Below are 16,129 nucleotides of genomic sequence, written 5' to 3' on the forward strand. Positions count from 1 at the left end.
CCACGCCGGGGCTTTTCGTTGGTGGCTACGGCTAAATCACCGCGATGTATCTCAACAGCGAGATCACGCCCAGAATGATCACCACGACGCGGGCGATCTGCTTGGCGCGGCCATCGATCGGCAGGAGGTTGATGAGATAGAGGACGAGGATAACAACCAGGAACGTGATGAGTATACTGACAAGCATGCGAAGCCCCCTCGGCGTTGGCCGGAAAATGCGCTGGTAGTGTTTTGTTAACGTGAAGGGGCGCCCCGGGTTCCGCACCATGGAACCGAGCCCGCTTGGAAAATTGCAGTTATTTCAAGGAATCCTCGTAGTACTACGCGGCTCTCACTCGACAAGTATTTACCGTTTGCCCTCCAAATGGCCACGACGCCTCGGGGGAGCATCATGTTGAACCGTCTGACCGTATCCGCGCTGCTGAAAGCCGTCATCCTCATCACCTCATTCTGCGTGGTGGTTGGATTCTCGCTTAGCGCCTGGGACTCCTGGGGCCGCTTGCAGGTGGCAAGCCGCATCGCGGTCATCGCCGACGCCTCCGCAAACATGTTCAAGGCGATGCACAATCTGCGCACCGATCGCTCCACGACCAACCGGCTCTTGAATTCCGATGCGCCGATGGATGCCGATATCGAGAAGTATCTGCGCAACATCCGCGACACCGAAATGCCGGCGATGGGCAATGCGCTCGGCCTGCTCGGCAGCCTGGAGTTCGCGCAGCACCAGACGTTAATCCCTGAGTTCGACCGCCTCTACCGGACGATGACCGCGCTGCAGAAGGAGTTCTGGGAAGCCGTGGCCAAGCCGAAGGCCGCGCGCCGACCCGAGCTGGCCAAGGAGTACATGACTGCCGCCAGCGCCATGCTGGAGACGCTGGAGAAGCTGTCCGGGGCGCTGGGTGCGGCCGTCAATCACCAGGACGCGACCATCGACCAATTGCTGGCGATCAAGCAGATCGCCTGGCTGTTGCGCAACACCGCCGGCGAGGCCTCGCTGATCGTTTCGACCGGGCTGAGCTCAGGCAAGGTCACGCCGGAGGCGAGGCTTGCCTACCCGAAATACGTCGGCGGCATCGATGCCGCGTGGGGTGCGCTGGGGCTGACCGCGTCGGGAATGCAGTTGCCTGCCGCGATCTCGAGTGCGATCGCCGCGACCAAGACCGCGTATTTCGAGCCGTCCTATCTCGACCTGCGTGACCGGTTACTGACGCAGATTGCGGATGGTGCGAAGCCGGAAATGACCGCCAACCAGTGGACCCCGGTCACGGTCGGGCGCCTCGCTGCCGCCGTCGCCGTGGCCGAGGCCGCGCTCGACGCCGCCAAGGATCACGCCGCGCACCTGCGCTCCACCGCCCAACGCTCCCTGACGATGCAGCTCGCATTGCTGACCGGTGCGCTGGCGCTGGCATTCGGCGCCATGGCGATCGTTACCCGCCGCATCATCAAGCCGCTGCACGCCATGCGCGACGCCATGCTGAAAGTCGCAGCCGGCGACCTCGGCGTCGATACCGGCTATGCCGCGCGCCACGACGAAATCGGCGCGCTGGCCGGCGCACTGGAGACGTTCAAGCAGCAGGCTGCCGACAAGGCGCGGATCGAGGTGCAGGAGCGCGAGCGCAACGCCGGCGCGATGGCGCGGCAGCAGGCGATCGAGAGCTATGTCGGCGAGTTCGAGGGCATGGTGCGCGAGACGCTCACCCAGCTCGGCGATGCTTCCGGCCAGATGCGGACCACCTCGACCGGCCTCTCGGCGATTTCGCGTCAGACCAACGAGCGCGTCCAGGTCGCCGAGAAGGCCTCCGGCGACGCCTCGATGAGCGTCGAGACGGTCGCGGCGGCTTCCGAAGAGCTCAGCGCCTCGATCAACGACATCAGCCAGCAGGCGGCGCACGCCGCCAGCATCGCCAGCCGCGCGGTCGGCCAGGCGCGCAATACCGACGGCACCGTTCAGGGGCTGGCGCAGTCGGCAGGGCGGATCGGCGAAGTCGTCGGCCTGATCAATACCATCGCCGCGCAGACCAACCTCTTGGCACTCAACGCCACCATCGAGGCCGCGCGCGCCGGCGAGGCCGGCCGCGGCTTTGCGGTGGTCGCCTCCGAGGTCAAGTCGCTGGCAAGCCAGACCGCGAAGGCGACCGAGGAGATTTCCGAGCAGATCTCGGATATCCAGCGCGTTGCCGGCGAGGCCATCGACGCCATCAAGGGCATCGGCAGCATCATCGGTGGAGGTCAACGAGGTCGCGACCGCGATTGCCGCCGCCGTGCAGCAACAGGGTGCCGCGACGCAGGAGATCACCCGCAGCACCCAGTTTGCCGCGCAGGGCACCAAGAACGTGTCCGACAACATCACTGGCGTGAAGGCCGATGCCGACGCGGCAGCGGCCGCCGCCGAGGACGTCAAGCAGGCTTCCCAGACGCTGGAGACGCAGAGCCAGCAACTCGGCAATCAGGTCACCGCGTTCCTCGGCAAGATCCGCGCGGCGTAATTCACCTATACTCGTCATGCCCGGGCTTGACCCGGCCATGACAGCCGGCAATCATTCTCAATCCCGCGCCACCACGGGCACGCGCCCATACTTGGCGCGGACCTTGCCGGAGGCGGGTGAGAAGTTCAGTTCGGCGCCGCGCCTGTCGCCGCTGCGGCCCGCGACCAATAGCCCGTTCTCGCCGGCGACGATGTCGCCCTTGCGCAGCGTCGGGTCGTCCTCGATCTTGACCTGTGCCAGCCCGACCTGGTCCTTGCCGTTGCAGGTGCAGCCGCTGACGAGTTCGTTGCGATAGCGGAACGCGTTCGGCAAGTCCGAATAGGCTTTTCCGTTCTCGGCGGCCGCGGCGTCGATGCTGCTGCCGTAGAACACCTTGGTCTCGCTCGCCGGGCACAGCTTGTTGCAGGAGGCCCCCCGGCTTGCGTTGTCGGACGCTGTGAGCGGGAAGTAGCGCCCGTCGCAGGTCCGCACGCAATACGCCTGACCGCCACCGCCGTAACGGGTGCGCCCCTCGCCGCGCGGCGCATACACCTGGCCGTCATCATTTGGCATCTGGATAGTGGGCTGATGGCGCGGGCGGGCGAATCCGCCGAATAATTGCGAGAAGAAGTCCTGCGCCTGCGCGGCAGGCGCCAGCGCCGACGCGCACGCCAGCGCGGCTGCTCCCCATACCGCCAGTTTTCCAGATCGCATCAACGCTCTCCCTCACGCAGTACCAGGCATCACTTCAGTTGAGCTGCGGCGTCAGGTTCATCGCCTGACGGCCCGACGGAGCAATTGCGACGGGGCGCGCATGCGCGGCGGCCGGACGCGCCGCGATGCCGGTCCTGGAATCCCCGCCGCGCGCCATGACCGGTGCTCTCTTCGGCAACACCACGACCCTGGTGCCGACATCAACGCGGTTGAACAGATCCATGACGTCCTCATTGACCAGGCGGATGCAGCCGGACGAGACGAATTTCCCGATCGTCGAGGGATCGTTGGTGCCGTGAATGCGGTACTGGCTGGTGCCGAGATACATCGCCCGGGCGCCGAGCGGATTGCCGGGACCGCCGGCCATGAAGCGCGGCAGATAGGGCTGGCGCGCGATCATCTCGCTAGGCGGATGCCAATCCGGCCATTCCGCCTTGCGGCTGATGGTCTGCACTCCGGCCCAGGTAAAGCCTTCGCGGCCAACGCCGACGCCGTACCTGATGGCCCGGCCCTGACCGAGCACGTAATAGAGCGTGGTGTTGCCGGTATCGATGACGATGGTGCCCGGCGCCTCGGTCGTGCCGAAGGGGACGACGGCGCGGCGAAGCCGTTCGGGCGTCGCGCCTTCGTCGGAGGCAATCACCTCATCAGCGGGATAGCCATTCGGCTGGGTGGACGCGTAGCCGAGCGTCTGCGCGTTCGCAGCGCTCGAGAGTGCCGAGGGCGTCAGCAAGACGGCGGCGACGAGGACAAATGCGCTCGCCACGCGCGACGAAGGCCGGCGATCGGAGGACTGTGTCATGGGACCTGCCCCGTGGGATTGTGCATCGCTGGATGCTCTGCTCCAACAAACGCCGCCGCGAGCCGGCGGTTCCGAACCGCCGATGTCGCGTCGCATCACGTCAAGTGCGACACCGCTCACGCCTACGCGATTGGAACTCGCACCTTCGCGTCACGTTATGATCGAAGTCCGGTTCGCGACGTCGCTTATGCCGTGTCACCGCCGCTTCGGGCGAGGGAAGCCATTGTGAGCGTCACTCCCACCAAGCCTTCGCCCACCAAGCCTTTGGCCGCCAAATCCCCGCCGACAAGGCCGTTGCCCGGTGAACGCCAGCTTTCCCACGAGCAGGAAGGCACAACGGTCCCCGAGAGCAAGCTCGATTTGCCGCCGGTCATCCGTCGCACGGAAGTAGTTGCGATCTGCCTCGTGGGTCTTCTGATCATCTGCATCATCACCGGCCTCTATCTCGCCAAGGCGTTGTTTCTGCCGATCACGTTGGCTTTCATCGTCGGCACCATGCTGTCGCCGGCCGCCAACTTCCTGGAACGCTACCGCATTCCGCGCGCGGTCGCCGCGGTGCTGATCGTGGCGGCCGCCAGCGCCGCGACCTCTTTCATGGTCGGCCTGATCGCCTCGCCCGCGATCGAATGGAGCGGCAAGCTTCCGGAGTTGGGAGCGCTTTTAAAGGACAAGCTGCACGTGTTCGACCGGCCGCTCGCGCAGTGGCAGGAGCTGCAGAGTATGCTCGGCGGGCCCGATACGCTGACGACATTGTATCTGCCCAAGGCCGACTGGGTGCAGCCGACGCTGGAATTCCTGTCGCCGACCTTTGCCGAATTCCTGCTGTTCATCGCAACGCTGATCCTGTTCATCGCGAGCTGGCGGGACCTGCGCCGGGCCCTGATCCTGAATTTCGGCGAGCGCGCGTGGCGGCTGCGGACGCTGCGGATCCTCAACGAGATCGAGGAGCATCTCGGCAACTATCTGTTGGTGGTGACCATGATCAATGTCGGCGTCGGCATCGCCACCGGCCTGATCTGCGCGGTCACGGGCATGCCCAACCCGGCCAGTCTTGGCGCGCTGGCGGCGATCCTGAATTTCATTCCGATCATTGGCCCGGTGGCGATGTTTGCCGTGCTGGTCGTGGTCGGCATTGTCGCGCTCCCGACCATCAGCGCTGGGCTGCTGGCGCCGGCCATATTCGCCGTGATGACTTTCCTGGAAGGCCATTTCCTGACACCGACGATCATCGGCCGCCGGCTGGCGCTGAACGCGCTTGCGGTATTCCTGGCGGTGGCGTTCTGGACTTGGCTGTGGGGCCCGATGGGCGCGTTCCTGTCGTCGCCACTTCTGATCGTCGCGCTGATCGTGAAGGAGCATTTGATGCCGCCGGATTCGCCGCAACTGCCGGAAGATTAGGCCGGGGAACTTCCCGTTCCACGAAGCGTTTGTTCCGTGGATGAACTCAGTACCCGGGAGCTTTCGATGTCTGACGCCGCAATGAAGAATCTGACGGACAAAGCGACCTACGAGCGCCTGCAGAAGGATATGACCGCTGTGAAAAACGATATCGCGGCTCTCACCGAGCAGATCACCGACGCGCTGAGCAGTTTTGCCGGCACCGCCGGTAAGCAGGCGCGGCATGGCTACAGGCAGGCGCGCGCCAATGCAGAACAGGTGGTCGACGACGTGTCGGAGCGCGGCAGCGCGATGATGGACGCAGCCCAGGACGCCGCCTCTTCGATCGAGGAGACGCTGGAAGACGCCATCACGCAGCGTCCGCTGGCAACCGTCGCCGTGGCGCTGGGGATCGGCTTTCTGATCGGTGTGGCGTGGCGTAGGTAGGTTTGGCGACGGATCGCGTGCGCTGGGCAGCCATGCCTTGCATCGCCTCTTGCATTCCCGTGGCGACGGAGCGCTGCGGCGTGTTTCGTTGACGCGGTTTTCAGATTGAGGCGTGGCCATGTTTCAGCGACTGATCGACGATTTCAAGGAATCGACCGGCACCGCGTTGCGGCTGACCTCGCTGGCGGCAGCGGCGGCCATGGCGTTGCTGGTCACGGCCGCTTTTCTGTGCGCGGCGGCCTTCGTGTTCGTGCTGGAGCGGTACGGTCCCGTGCAAGCTTGCCTCACCGGTGCCGCCATCTTCTTCGTGGTCGCGCTCATCGCGGCCGGCTGGTACATGGTGCGCAAGAAGCAGATCGAGGCGCGCGCCAAACAGGCGGCTAAAGTGAAATCCACCGCGCAGACCGTGCTGTCCGATCCGATGCTGGTCGCGACCGGCATCCAGTTGATCCGCGCCATCGGCGTCAAGAAGCTGATCCCGATTCTCGCAATCGGCGGACTGGCACTGGGATTTCTCGCGAGCCGCGCCAACGCCAGCAGCAGCGAGAGCGAAGCGCCGGCGGAGTAGGCGAGCTCGGCCGTCGTGAGATAACGAAGTTGTCGTTCCGCGCGCATGCCGATCCAGCACGCAGCGGCCCATCCACGTCATGGCGAGCGCAGCGAAGCAATCCATTCTTTCTTTATGCGACGCATGGACTATTCGCGAGTAGGGTGGGAAAGCCAACGGGTCGCGCGAATGCGCGCCCAGCGAGGAGCGGCGCTCGCGGAGTGACGACAGGCTCCGCGTGCCCACCATCACGAAGCGTGCTCAATGATAGATGGTGGGCACGGCGCATCGCGCCTTTGCCCACCCTACAGACCTCTGCCCATTGGATCAGGTCACGCAACGGCCAGGCTGGAGCAGTTTTGCGACTTCGGTCAACACACTGACGGGCGGTTCGCAGGCGATCGCGGTCTGTGACTTGCTGGGCTTGTTGTCTGGCTTGGCCGGTGGCGACGGGCGGTTCCGCGCCTCCTCTTGAACCACGGGAACACGTACCACCACGGATGTGTCGTCGAGGCCGACGGTCCGGATCGTAATCGTCTCGGTCTGGCCCGTCGCGGCTTTAACGGCCGCGCGGTCGGCCTTGCCGGCGCGGTTGATGTCTGCCCCGCGGTTGATGTCTGTTCCGGGTGAGGTCGCGGCGAGTTTCAGCCGGCTGGCGAGGTCGTGACCGGAAGCAAGCTGAACGGCGCCAAACGTGGCGAAGACGGCAAGAAGTGCAAAAATTGCTTTGAAAATCTGTGACATGGCTCTGTGTCCCTCGCCCCATGGCGATCACGAACACAACCCGAACCGAGTAGCCGTAGGTCCGGCGCTTATCGATCACTTAACCGTGTACGAAAAATATTTGCGGCACCATGGAACGAGTCCGGGGGGCTCGGAGTCATCCCGGCAGCCGGTTATTCCCCCTGCCCCATTGACCGGCGACGTAGGGCGCGACCGTGGTGATGCCGGTCGCGCCCTGCTTTTTTGTTTAAGCCAGCGTCTTCAAAGCGCGTTCCAGCAGATCCAGCCGGTCCTGGCCCCAGAAGATCTCGCCGGAAGGCAGCACGTAGCTCGGCGCACCGAAGACGCCTGCTGTCAGCGCCTCCTGCGTAAACTTCTCATGCAGCCCGTCGAGCTCGGCGTCCGAAGGCGCGCCCGCGCGAAGCTCCGCGGCATCAAGGCCGGCGCGCTGGGCGGCCAATGAAATCGCGGTGGGATCGGCGAGCGTTTCCTCCCGTTCCCATACCGCGCGCCCAAGCTCAAGGGACAGCCTGTGGGCATTCTTGCCTTGCAGCTTGGCCGCGATCACCAAGCGGGTCGCCGCGACGTCGTCGCAAGGAAAATGCTTCGGCTCAAGATTGATCGGAATGCCCAGCACCTCGCGCCAGCGCTTCAACTCCATCATCCGGTAGGCGCGCCGCTGCGGAGAGCGCTTCGGCAGGGGCAGCCCGCCGGTCTGTTCGAAGATCGGCCCGAACTTGCAGGGCTTGATGTTGACGGTCGCGCCATTGCGCCCGGCGATCTCCGCGAACGACGCGCTGCCGAGATAAGTCCACGGCGAGGTGAGCGACATGTAGTAGTCGATGGTGACAGGCACGCTTTCAGCCCGAGACGTTCGTGATCTTGTGGTCGAGATGACCGGTTTTGTAGTCGCGGCGAAGCTGGCTCAGGGATGTCTCGTTCAGGTGAAGCAAAACATCGCTCAGCTTCTCGGTCGGAGGATAACCGGCGGCAAACCCCTGTCCGTAAATCTTGCGCAAGGTGCCGATCAAGGTGTTTCCGTGCTTGTGGCTGATTTCGTCGTCCTGGTTGCGGTAGCGATTGTCGTGACCTGCCTTGCTCATGCCGCTCTCCCTTGTGCCTGCGGCCAAAACATCCTCCCGCTGGGGCAGATTGGCAATCGTGCACTGCAACCGGGATCAAGACGAGGCCATCGCGAACGCTGGTCGCGATCGCCGCCATCTGAAGTGATCGACAGGTATCGCGCCTGCTCGTTTGCGATGCATGAGCTTGGAATGGGACAAGGCGGACTGCAACCCGGCAGCCGGTTATTCCCCTTGCCTATTGACCGGCGACGTAGGGCGCGACCGTGATGATGCCGGTCGCGCCCTGCTTTTTTTAACTACCGCCTCGCCGCCTTCATCTCCTCACTCGGCTTCACATCCTGCGAGCGGCTGTAAACCGCAACCGCGACGATCAGCACCAGCGTCAGCGTGCCGAACAGCGCGCGATAGGCCTCCTCCGTGCGCGCGCCGTTCGCCAGCGGCTCGAACGCGCCGATGATGATGCCGGAGAGCGTCTGCATGCAGGCGACGCCGAGCATCACTGACGTATTCATGGTGGAGATGCCGCGGCCGATCAGGCGGTCGGGGAAGATACCGCGGCCGTGGGTCATCACCATGGTGCTGGAGGCGGAGAAGAAGCCCATGGCGACGATGACGCCGACCGGCAGCCAGGCGGGCGGGTGGGAGAACAGCGCCAGAATCGCAAGCAGCAAAATGATCGCCGAGGTGCCGCCGATGGCGATCCACTTGCGGGTGTCGAGCCGGCGGTCGAGCGGGCCGAAGGCGAGCATGCCGGCCTGGTAGGCGATCACGGCACAGAGCAGGACATTACCGGCCGCGATCGGGCTCAAGCCATGCACCTCGCGGAGGAATGCGCCGCCCCACAGGCCTTGCACGGTGAAGGTGCAGGCATAGTTGCAGAAGTTCAGCGCCAGGATCGGCTTCAGGCGCGGGTTGCGCAGCACCTCGATCAAGCCTTTGAGCATCTCGCCGGGCGGCTCCGCCTTTCGGCTCAGAAAGGGATGGCCGGGCGGCGCGTCGCGCACCACCAGAAAGATCGCGACCGTGGCGAGCGCGGTGAACACGACGACGGCGCCGAACACCGGACGCCAGCCGACCGCCTGCGATGCCCAGGCAAGCGGCGTGGTGGCGGCGAGGTTGCCGAGCAAACCGATCGACAGCACGAGCGCGGTCAGCGTGGAGAAACGATCCGGCGGAAACCAGCGCGAGATCACCACCATGCTGCCGATCAGCATCACGCCGCAGCCGGCCCCCATCAGCGCGCGGCCGGTGAGCAGCACCGGCCAGCTCGGCGCCAGCGTGAACATCGCGCCGCCGATGCAGGCCACGATCAGCATGCCGACCACGGTATAGCGTGGCCCGAAACGGTCGAAGAAGAAGCCGCACGGGATCTGCATCGCGGCGAAGCCGAAGAAGAACGCGCCGGTCAGCGCCCCCAGCGCTTCCGGCCCGATGGCGAGATCGCGCATCAGATCGAGGCCGATGGTGACGTTGGAGGCGCGGAAAAAATGGCTGGCGACATAGGCGGTCGCCAATGTCGCAACGATGATGAGGCCCCGGCGGTGGGGGAAAGGCCGCTCGGCGGACTGCATCGGTGAAGGGACGTTTCCGTTTGTTTTCTCGTTGCAACGAGCCTATGCGGGCGCGGCGCGCAGTTCAACAAGCAATCGATCCGATTGCTAGCCTCTATGTCAGTGCGCGCATGGCTCTTGCTCGAAAAAAATCCGGCGCGCTGGTGGCGCGCCGGATAGTCCGACCAGCTTTCACTCGAAGCTGGTGGCCCTAGCCAGGGGGAGGTGCCTGGCCGAGAACACGGTAACGCCGGCGGTCGCCGGTCCCAGCGTGTGGAATTCCGGGATCGGCGACGTGTCAGGTGAAGCAATCATACCGCCGGCCTCACAAGCCGGAGGTGAACTACTTCACAGACCGCGTGCACAAAACGACAGGCCGTGCAGCGGGCACATGGAATCCATTTCCACTCTACGCAACAGCAACTCGGGTCAGTCTGCAGCCCCGCGGAACCGACCAATCAGAAATCATTCCGCAATGCTACCGCCATTGATCGCTCCGCGCGTCGCGAACGGCGGCAATTGCTGGCGGATCTCGCGTAGTCCCGGCCGCTCGGACGGATCGCGCCCGAGCGCTGCCTTCAATTCCGCGAGGTCGATGAAGGCATCGGCCTGACGCCGCAGTTCGTCAGCCACCATCGGAGGCTGGCTGGTCAGGGTCGAGACGACGGTAACGTGCACGCCGCGGCGCTGCACCGCCTCCACCAGCGGGCGAAAATCCCCATCGCCGGAGAACAGAAACATCCTGTCGATACGCTCGGCGAGCTCCATCGCATTGACGGCAAGCTCGACATGCATGCTGCCCTTCACCTTGCGGCGGCCGCCGGCGTCAGTGAATTCCTTGGTGAGCTTGGTGACGACGGTGTAGCCGTTATAATCGAGCCAATCGATGAGGGGACGGATCGATGTATATTCCTGATCCTCGATAACGGTCGTGTAGTAGAACGCGCGCAATAACGCGCCACGACCCTGGAACTCCTTGAGCAGACGCCGGTAGTCGATATCGAAACCGAGTGTCCTGGCGGTCGCGTATAGATTGGCGCCATCGATAAAGAGCGCGATTCTGTCGGACGGCATCATCAGACAAGCCTCTCATTTAGGGGACGCCGATCGAGCGAGCATTCGCTAAAGGCTTGCCCGCACGCTGCTAGGGTACCGAAGCTGACCGAGGTGACGAGGCAGGTGGCGCCGACGATCGGGAGGAACAATCGCGCGCTGCGCCAGTAGTTCAATCGATACGTATCCTGCCTCGACACGCCAACGTTAAGGTGCGTGCGCGCCGAGCTCAATTGTACCGAGGTAAGCCGCCGGTATCGAAACGGATGGACCGGCTATACGAAGGTTTAACGTCTCCCGCCCGCAAACAGGCGACTCTTCACTAAGCCGGCCTATTCTGACGGCGTTGCAGAAGATGCTTCAGCCGTTTCCATGCGGGCCCGAGGACAAATCCAACGACCGGAATCGAGGCGGCGCCGATCAGCAATCCGATGACACCGGAGATGGCGGCCTCAACCACCCATTCGAGAATCGCGGCGACGGGCGGCACCGTGTGCGCCGCAGCCTCCGCCGCCGCCTTGACGGCGTGTTCGATCGCGGGCGGGCCGTAGACCTCGAGGCCATGCAGGATGATGCCGCCGCCCACCCAGATCATGGCGGCGGTGCCGATCACGCTGAGGAGTTTCAGCAGCACGGGCATGCTGCGAACAATGCCGCGTCCGAGCGCGCGGCCAACAGCCGAGGCGCGGTCGCTCCGCGCCAGACCCACGCCGACATCGTCGGCCTTCACGATCAGCGCGACCACGCCATACACGGCGACGGTGATTCCGATCGCCACGACCGCCAACACGAGCGCCTGCTTCCAAATGCTCCCCGCTGGGAGCGCCGCCAGCGTGATCGCCATGATTTCGGCCGAGAGGATGAAGTCGGTCTTGATCGCGCTTGCGACCTTCTCGTCTTCGACCGACTGTGCGTTCAACGCCACCGAGCCGAGCTGGGCCTCATGCTGGTGCGCCTGATGGGGCATGACCGCTTCGAGCACTTTCTCGACCCCTTCGTAGCAAAGATAGACGCCGCCCAGCATCAGCAGCGGCGTGATCGTCCAGGGGAGGAAGTAGCTCAGCACCAGGGCGGCCGGCAACAGAATCAACAGCTTGTTGCGCAGCGATCCTGCGGCGATCCTGCCCACAATGGGAAGCTCGCGCTTCGGCTCGAAACCGATTACGTAACCGGGCGTAACAGCGGTATCGTCGATCACGACACCTGCGGCCTTCGCGCCCGCCCTGGCGGCCTGGCTGGCGACGTCGTCGAGGGAGGCTGCAGCCACCTTTGCGATCGCCGCGATGTCGTCGAGAAGGCCGATCAGCCCGATACTCATCGATTTCCAACCCGCACTATTTGATTCGCCGCCCCAAGCCTTGCGGTTTATGACCGCAAAAAATCCGGCGCGCTAGTTGGGCGCGCCGGATCATTGCTACTCTCGCTACAAGGCTCCCGTCAGCCGGTGGCTGCACGCGGGCTGCGATTGCGCGAGTTGCGCTGGAAGAACAGCGCCTGGCTCGCGACCGCCGAAACCATTGCGGGCTGGAACGGCTTTGAGATCAGGAACGCCGGCTCGGGGCGTTCGCCGGTCAGGAAGCGCTCGGGGTAAGCGGTGATGAACACCACCGGCACCTCGAACGCGCGCAGCAATTCGTTGACCGCGTCCAGGCCCGACGAGCCGTCGGCGAGCTGGATGTCGGCGAGGATCAGGCCGGGCTTCTTGTTCTTGGCCAGCGCGACCGCGTCGGCATGGGTGCGGGCGACGCCGATGACGTTGTGACCGAGGTTCTTCACGAGGCTCTCGAGGTCCATCGCGATGAAGGTCTCGTCTTCGATGATGAGAACGTCGGTGGCGATTTCGGCCGCCATTTCGCGGCCGGCGGTATCCGTCAACTGCCGGGTCTCGGCGATGTCGGTATTGAGAATGAACGCCACCTCTTCCTCGGAGAAGCCTTCGAGCGACAGCAAGAGGAACGCCTGCCGCGGCAGCGGCGTGATGTTCGACAGCCGTCGCTCCGGCGGCAGCGCCAGCGTCGCGACATCGGGATTGTCGTTGAGCGAGACCGAATTCCAGATCTGGGTGAACAGCTTGAAAAGCCCGGCGCGCGGGCCGTACCGTTCATCCAGCAGCGAGCCATCCTGCAGCAGGGCCTCCAGCATGGCGGCCACATAGGCATCGCCCGAGGCCTGGTTTCCGGTGAGCGCACGGGCATAGCGCCGCAATAGCGGCAGATGTTCAGCAACGAGCTGTGATCGGGACATCCCCATTCATCCTTGTCTAGGGCCGTATTCTTGGCCGTACTTAGGGTCGCATCTGGGCGGACGTAACCTCGAGCGCCGCGTCCGGCGCCATTTAAGATTTGTAAACCATTTTTGAGTCGGGGGGACCCGGTTCCCCTGTCACCCCCGACTACTCGCGGATGGCAAAAAAGTTCCAGAAAAAGTTCCCAGATTTCGGAACCTTCCGCAGATTTTCGCATTAGCCTTTGAACCTATAACGCGGCGGCTAGGCCCAATTTCGAGGTAACCTCTTGAAACCACAGAGAATTAACTCTCGGGGAAGCGTGGATCAGACCATGAAGGAAGCAAAAAAGCAGGGCGGGCTCAATGCCGAGATTCAATCGAGGATCGGCCACCAGCTTCGTGCCATGTACGACGATGTGGTCCGACAGGGCGTGCCGGACCGCTTTGCGGAGCTGATCCGGAAGCTCGATGGGCCGGAGGCGGCGGCGGCCCAGATCGACGAAACAGCAAAAAATGACGGGAGGGACTAATGCCTCTCACGGACTCTCTTCGCGACGACATTTTGGCGTCGGTACCAAGCCTGCGCGCGTTTGCGATCTCGCTCTCCGGCAACGGTGATCGTGCGGACGACCTGGTGCAGGAAACGTTGCTGCGCGCCATTGCCAACATTGACTCGTTCCAGCCCGGCTCGAACTTGCCGGCCTGGCTGTTCACCATCCTGCGCAACCTGTTTCGCTCGGACTATCGCAAGCGGCGGCGCGAGGTGGAGGACGCCGAGGGCAATTACGCGAAAACTTTGAAGACCCAGCCCTCGCAGAACGCGCATCTGGAGTTCGAGGAGTTTCGCACAGCGCTCGACAAGCTGCCGCAGGACCAGCGCGAAGCGTTGATCCTGGTCGGAGCCTCCGGTTTCTCTTACGAGGACGCCGCCGCCATCTGCGGCTGTGCGGTCGGCACCATCAAGAGCCGCGTCAACCGCGCGCGCTCGAAACTCTCCGCATTGCTCTATGTCGAGGGCGCCGAGGATTTCGGACCTGACGAGACCGTGCGCGCCGTGATCGGCGGCAACGGCGGCTGATGACGCGATCGAGACGACACGGAAAAGGCGGCCCGGGTGGGCCGCTTTTTTTGTCGCTATCGTAACCTGGACGTGATGCCGTCGTCGGACGACGGGCGGATGGGGCGAGACCTACCGCGCGGGCCGCACCGGCGCGGAAATCTCTCCCGTGCGATCGCGCTCGTTCATGTCGACCACCGTGGCCATCGGAGCGATGAGTTCGTAGACATAGCTAACATCGGTGAAGTAGCGCTTTGCGGTACCGCCGAGCGCTTCGGGGGCGACGCGGTCGAGCAGGATGAGGCCGAAATCCGAGTCTTCGCGCCGTGTCGCCGCGCTGGTGTTGAACTCTTCCCAACGGAAATGAAAGATCGTGTCGGGCTCCTCACCCGACACTTCCCAGTTCGCGACGATATGCGGATGTTTGCCGACCAGCGACAGGCCCTCGTCGGAGTGCGAGGCCAGCTCGAAAAACAGCAGCGAGAGCGACTGCGCGGCGCGCGCGCTGACGGCGATATCCGGGCCGTTGATGACGATGCGGTCGGCATGGGGAATCGCGCGCGACTCGAACAGGCCCTTGAGCTTGACGCCCTGCCACTGGCTTTCGCTGAGCAGCGTCACCACGTTCGACATCGCATGAATGCGGCCGATCAACAGCTCGCGTGCCACATCCATGTCGGAGCCGTGACGCAGCGTGCGCGTCACGATCGACTGGATCACAGCCAGGATGTTCTTGACCCGGTGATTGAGCTCGTCGATGACGGCGGTCAAGCGCCGCTCGAAACCGATCCGCACCTCGATCTCGCGGCTGAGCCGTAGATTGTTGTAGGCGACATAGCCGAACAGCCCGCAGACGATTCCGGTGAGCGCCAGCCCAATGGCCGCGACGACGATCGCGGTCTGCTGCGCACGCTGCGCGGCATTGTTCTTGGCGTAATAGGCTAGCGACCAGTCGCGACCGCCGAACGTCACCGTCCGCACCACCGACGGCAGCGGATCGCCCTGCCTCACCGCCCGCAGCGTGACGAAGCCCTGGTCGTTGGCGACATATTCGTCGTTGGCGTCATCGGGATCCTTCAACACCACCGAGAACAACGAGCGGTCGTCATCGGTCAGCATCAGCGGTGCCAGCTCGTACGAAAAGGTGACGAAGCCGGCCGGCTCCGAACTGCCCTCCAGCAGAATCGGAGACGCGAGCACGAGACCGATCGGCCCATTCTGGCGCAACAGCGGGATCGGGTCCGACGCCAGTGGCCTGCCGGTTACCGCCGCCTGCGCCAGCATCGGCCCAATCACCGAGTGCCGGTCGTAGGCGCGGCCGGGAAAGCCGAGCGTGTCCGGACTACGCGGCTCGAGATCCATCAGCACGTCGATTGGCTTGTTGATGGTCCGGAGATCCAGCGGCTTGTCGTCGAAATCCCTGATCGTCGGATTGGTGAAGCCCGCGCTCTTCAGCTCCGCCTGCGCAGCCGCAAGATCGCCCGGCTTGAGACGCGCGATCCAGGACGCGATCACAAAATCGGTCTTGAAGGCATAGATCGCCGAGCGCAGCGGCTGCAGCATGTTGGCCTTCACTACTGAGGGTGAGCGAAACAAGCCAGATGCAACGCGTGCGAGCAATTCGCGCTCGGTCAGCCGGTCCTGCACCAGGCTGGCATGAACGTCGATGGCGCGCGACAGCGCAATGCCGTCGATCGCCAGTTCCTGCTCATGGACGCGATAGGCTGCGAGACCGGAGAGCAAAACTCCGATCAGGGCAATAAAGCCGATAATGAAGCCCAGCCGAACCACTCGCTTACTCAGGAATGACGTGTTGGCGAAGACGTATTGGAAGCATTTCGAGGTCTGCCGGGGCAGAGACACGTGGCAATAGCGCGAAGGCCAAGCGCGGCGAATATGACGGAGCGATCATCAGCACGCAACTGACAGCTTGGCAGCGGGCAACAACACGGCAGCCGTTAACGCTGATTTGGCGGCGCCAGAAGTTGACAATCTGACAGCGTCGATTTGGTTCCGGCGCGGACAAACAAATCTGAGGGCTGCGGCGGCGGACGAGCATTAATGTTAATGCGCCGCTCACCTG

16 protein-coding genes and 1 pseudogene are annotated in these 16,129 nt (G+C 63.9%); 6 read left to right on the plus strand and 11 right to left on the minus strand.

Features of this window, described 5'->3' with window-relative positions:
* Window positions 1–31: 31 nt before the first annotated feature.
* Window positions 32–187 (minus strand): Thivi_2564 family membrane protein, encoded by a 156-nt coding sequence (locus CQ13_RS42395; protein WP_141686784.1) that lies wholly within the window; start codon window positions 185–187, stop codon window positions 32–34.
* Between the two features lie 204 nt (window positions 188–391).
* Between CQ13_RS42395 and CQ13_RS00270 the strand changes: the two are divergent.
* Window positions 392–2,486 (plus strand): annotated as a pseudogene (locus tag CQ13_RS00270) (methyl-accepting chemotaxis protein).
* Between the two features lie 57 nt (window positions 2,487–2,543).
* Here CQ13_RS00270 and CQ13_RS00275 read toward each other — a convergent pair.
* Entirely contained in the window at window positions 2,544–3,179 is a 636-nt protein-coding gene (locus tag CQ13_RS00275) for a DUF2865 domain-containing protein (protein ID WP_057841034.1), read from the minus strand.
* Between the two features lie 34 nt (window positions 3,180–3,213).
* Window positions 3,214–3,981, minus strand: a complete 768-nt coding sequence (locus tag CQ13_RS00280) for a L,D-transpeptidase (RefSeq protein WP_057841035.1) — start codon at window positions 3,979–3,981, stop codon at window positions 3,214–3,216.
* Between the two features lie 264 nt (window positions 3,982–4,245).
* Here CQ13_RS00280 and CQ13_RS00285 point away from each other — a divergent pair, with 264 nt between their 5' ends.
* The 3 genes from CQ13_RS00285 (at window position 4,246) to CQ13_RS00295 (ending at window position 6,373) form a co-directional block, all read left to right on the plus strand.
* Window positions 4,246–5,379, plus strand: coding sequence for an AI-2E family transporter (locus tag CQ13_RS00285; protein WP_057841036.1), 1,134 nt, complete (start codon window positions 4,246–4,248; stop codon window positions 5,377–5,379).
* A 66-nt stretch (window positions 5,380–5,445) separates the two neighbouring features.
* The gene (locus tag CQ13_RS00290; RefSeq protein WP_057841037.1) at window positions 5,446–5,805 is read left to right on the plus strand and encodes an ElaB/YgaM/YqjD family protein; all 360 of its coding nucleotides are present in this window, start codon (window positions 5,446–5,448) and stop codon (window positions 5,803–5,805) included.
* A gap of 118 nt (window positions 5,806–5,923) precedes the next feature.
* Window positions 5,924–6,373, plus strand: a complete 450-nt coding sequence (locus tag CQ13_RS00295) for a hypothetical protein (protein ID WP_057841038.1) — start codon at window positions 5,924–5,926, stop codon at window positions 6,371–6,373.
* A 306-nt stretch (window positions 6,374–6,679) separates the two neighbouring features.
* Here the strand turns inward: CQ13_RS00295 and CQ13_RS00300 are convergent, their stop codons facing one another.
* From CQ13_RS00300 to CQ13_RS00330, 7 genes are all read right to left on the minus strand, one after another.
* Window positions 6,680–7,096, minus strand: coding sequence for a hypothetical protein (locus tag CQ13_RS00300; RefSeq protein WP_057841039.1), 417 nt, complete (start codon window positions 7,094–7,096; stop codon window positions 6,680–6,682).
* 226 nt (window positions 7,097–7,322) lie between these two features.
* The gene (locus CQ13_RS00305) at window positions 7,323–7,931 is read right to left on the minus strand and encodes a 2-hydroxychromene-2-carboxylate isomerase (RefSeq protein ID WP_197427209.1); all 609 of its coding nucleotides are present in this window, start codon (window positions 7,929–7,931) and stop codon (window positions 7,323–7,325) included.
* A gap of 4 nt (window positions 7,932–7,935) precedes the next feature.
* The gene (locus tag CQ13_RS00310; RefSeq protein ID WP_057841040.1) at window positions 7,936–8,178 is read right to left on the minus strand and encodes a hypothetical protein; all 243 of its coding nucleotides are present in this window, start codon (window positions 8,176–8,178) and stop codon (window positions 7,936–7,938) included.
* Between the two features lie 278 nt (window positions 8,179–8,456).
* Complete coding sequence (locus tag CQ13_RS00315; RefSeq protein WP_057841041.1) at window positions 8,457–9,731, minus strand: MFS transporter; 1,275 nt, start codon at window positions 9,729–9,731, stop codon at window positions 8,457–8,459.
* Window positions 9,732–10,175: 444 nt separating this feature from the next.
* Entirely contained in the window at window positions 10,176–10,787 is a 612-nt protein-coding gene (locus CQ13_RS00320) for a LabA-like NYN domain-containing protein (protein WP_057841042.1), read from the minus strand.
* Window positions 10,788–11,085: 298 nt separating this feature from the next.
* Window positions 11,086–12,081 (minus strand): DUF808 domain-containing protein, encoded by a 996-nt coding sequence (locus CQ13_RS00325; RefSeq protein WP_057841043.1) that lies wholly within the window; start codon window positions 12,079–12,081, stop codon window positions 11,086–11,088.
* Window positions 12,082–12,200: 119 nt separating this feature from the next.
* Window positions 12,201–13,007, minus strand: a complete 807-nt coding sequence (locus CQ13_RS00330; protein WP_057841044.1) for a response regulator — start codon at window positions 13,005–13,007, stop codon at window positions 12,201–12,203.
* A gap of 314 nt (window positions 13,008–13,321) precedes the next feature.
* Here CQ13_RS00330 and CQ13_RS00335 point away from each other — a divergent pair, with 314 nt between their 5' ends.
* Both CQ13_RS00335 and CQ13_RS00340 read left to right on the plus strand, forming a co-directional pair.
* The gene (locus tag CQ13_RS00335; RefSeq protein WP_057841045.1) at window positions 13,322–13,519 is read left to right on the plus strand and encodes a NepR family anti-sigma factor; all 198 of its coding nucleotides are present in this window, start codon (window positions 13,322–13,324) and stop codon (window positions 13,517–13,519) included.
* Complete coding sequence (locus CQ13_RS00340; protein ID WP_028349310.1) at window positions 13,519–14,067, plus strand: sigma-70 family RNA polymerase sigma factor; 549 nt, start codon at window positions 13,519–13,521, stop codon at window positions 14,065–14,067. Before CQ13_RS00335 ends, CQ13_RS00340 begins: the two co-directional genes overlap by 1 nt.
* Window positions 14,068–14,178: 111 nt before the next feature.
* Here the strand turns inward: CQ13_RS00340 and CQ13_RS00345 are convergent, their stop codons facing one another.
* Entirely contained in the window at window positions 14,179–15,837 is a 1,659-nt protein-coding gene (locus CQ13_RS00345; protein ID WP_057841046.1) for a CHASE domain-containing protein, read from the minus strand.
* Between the last annotated feature and the right edge of the window lie 292 nt (window positions 15,838–16,129).

It is taken from the genome of Bradyrhizobium retamae (assembly GCF_001440415.1).
Taxonomy (GTDB): Bacteria; Pseudomonadota; Alphaproteobacteria; order Rhizobiales; family Xanthobacteraceae; genus Bradyrhizobium; species Bradyrhizobium retamae.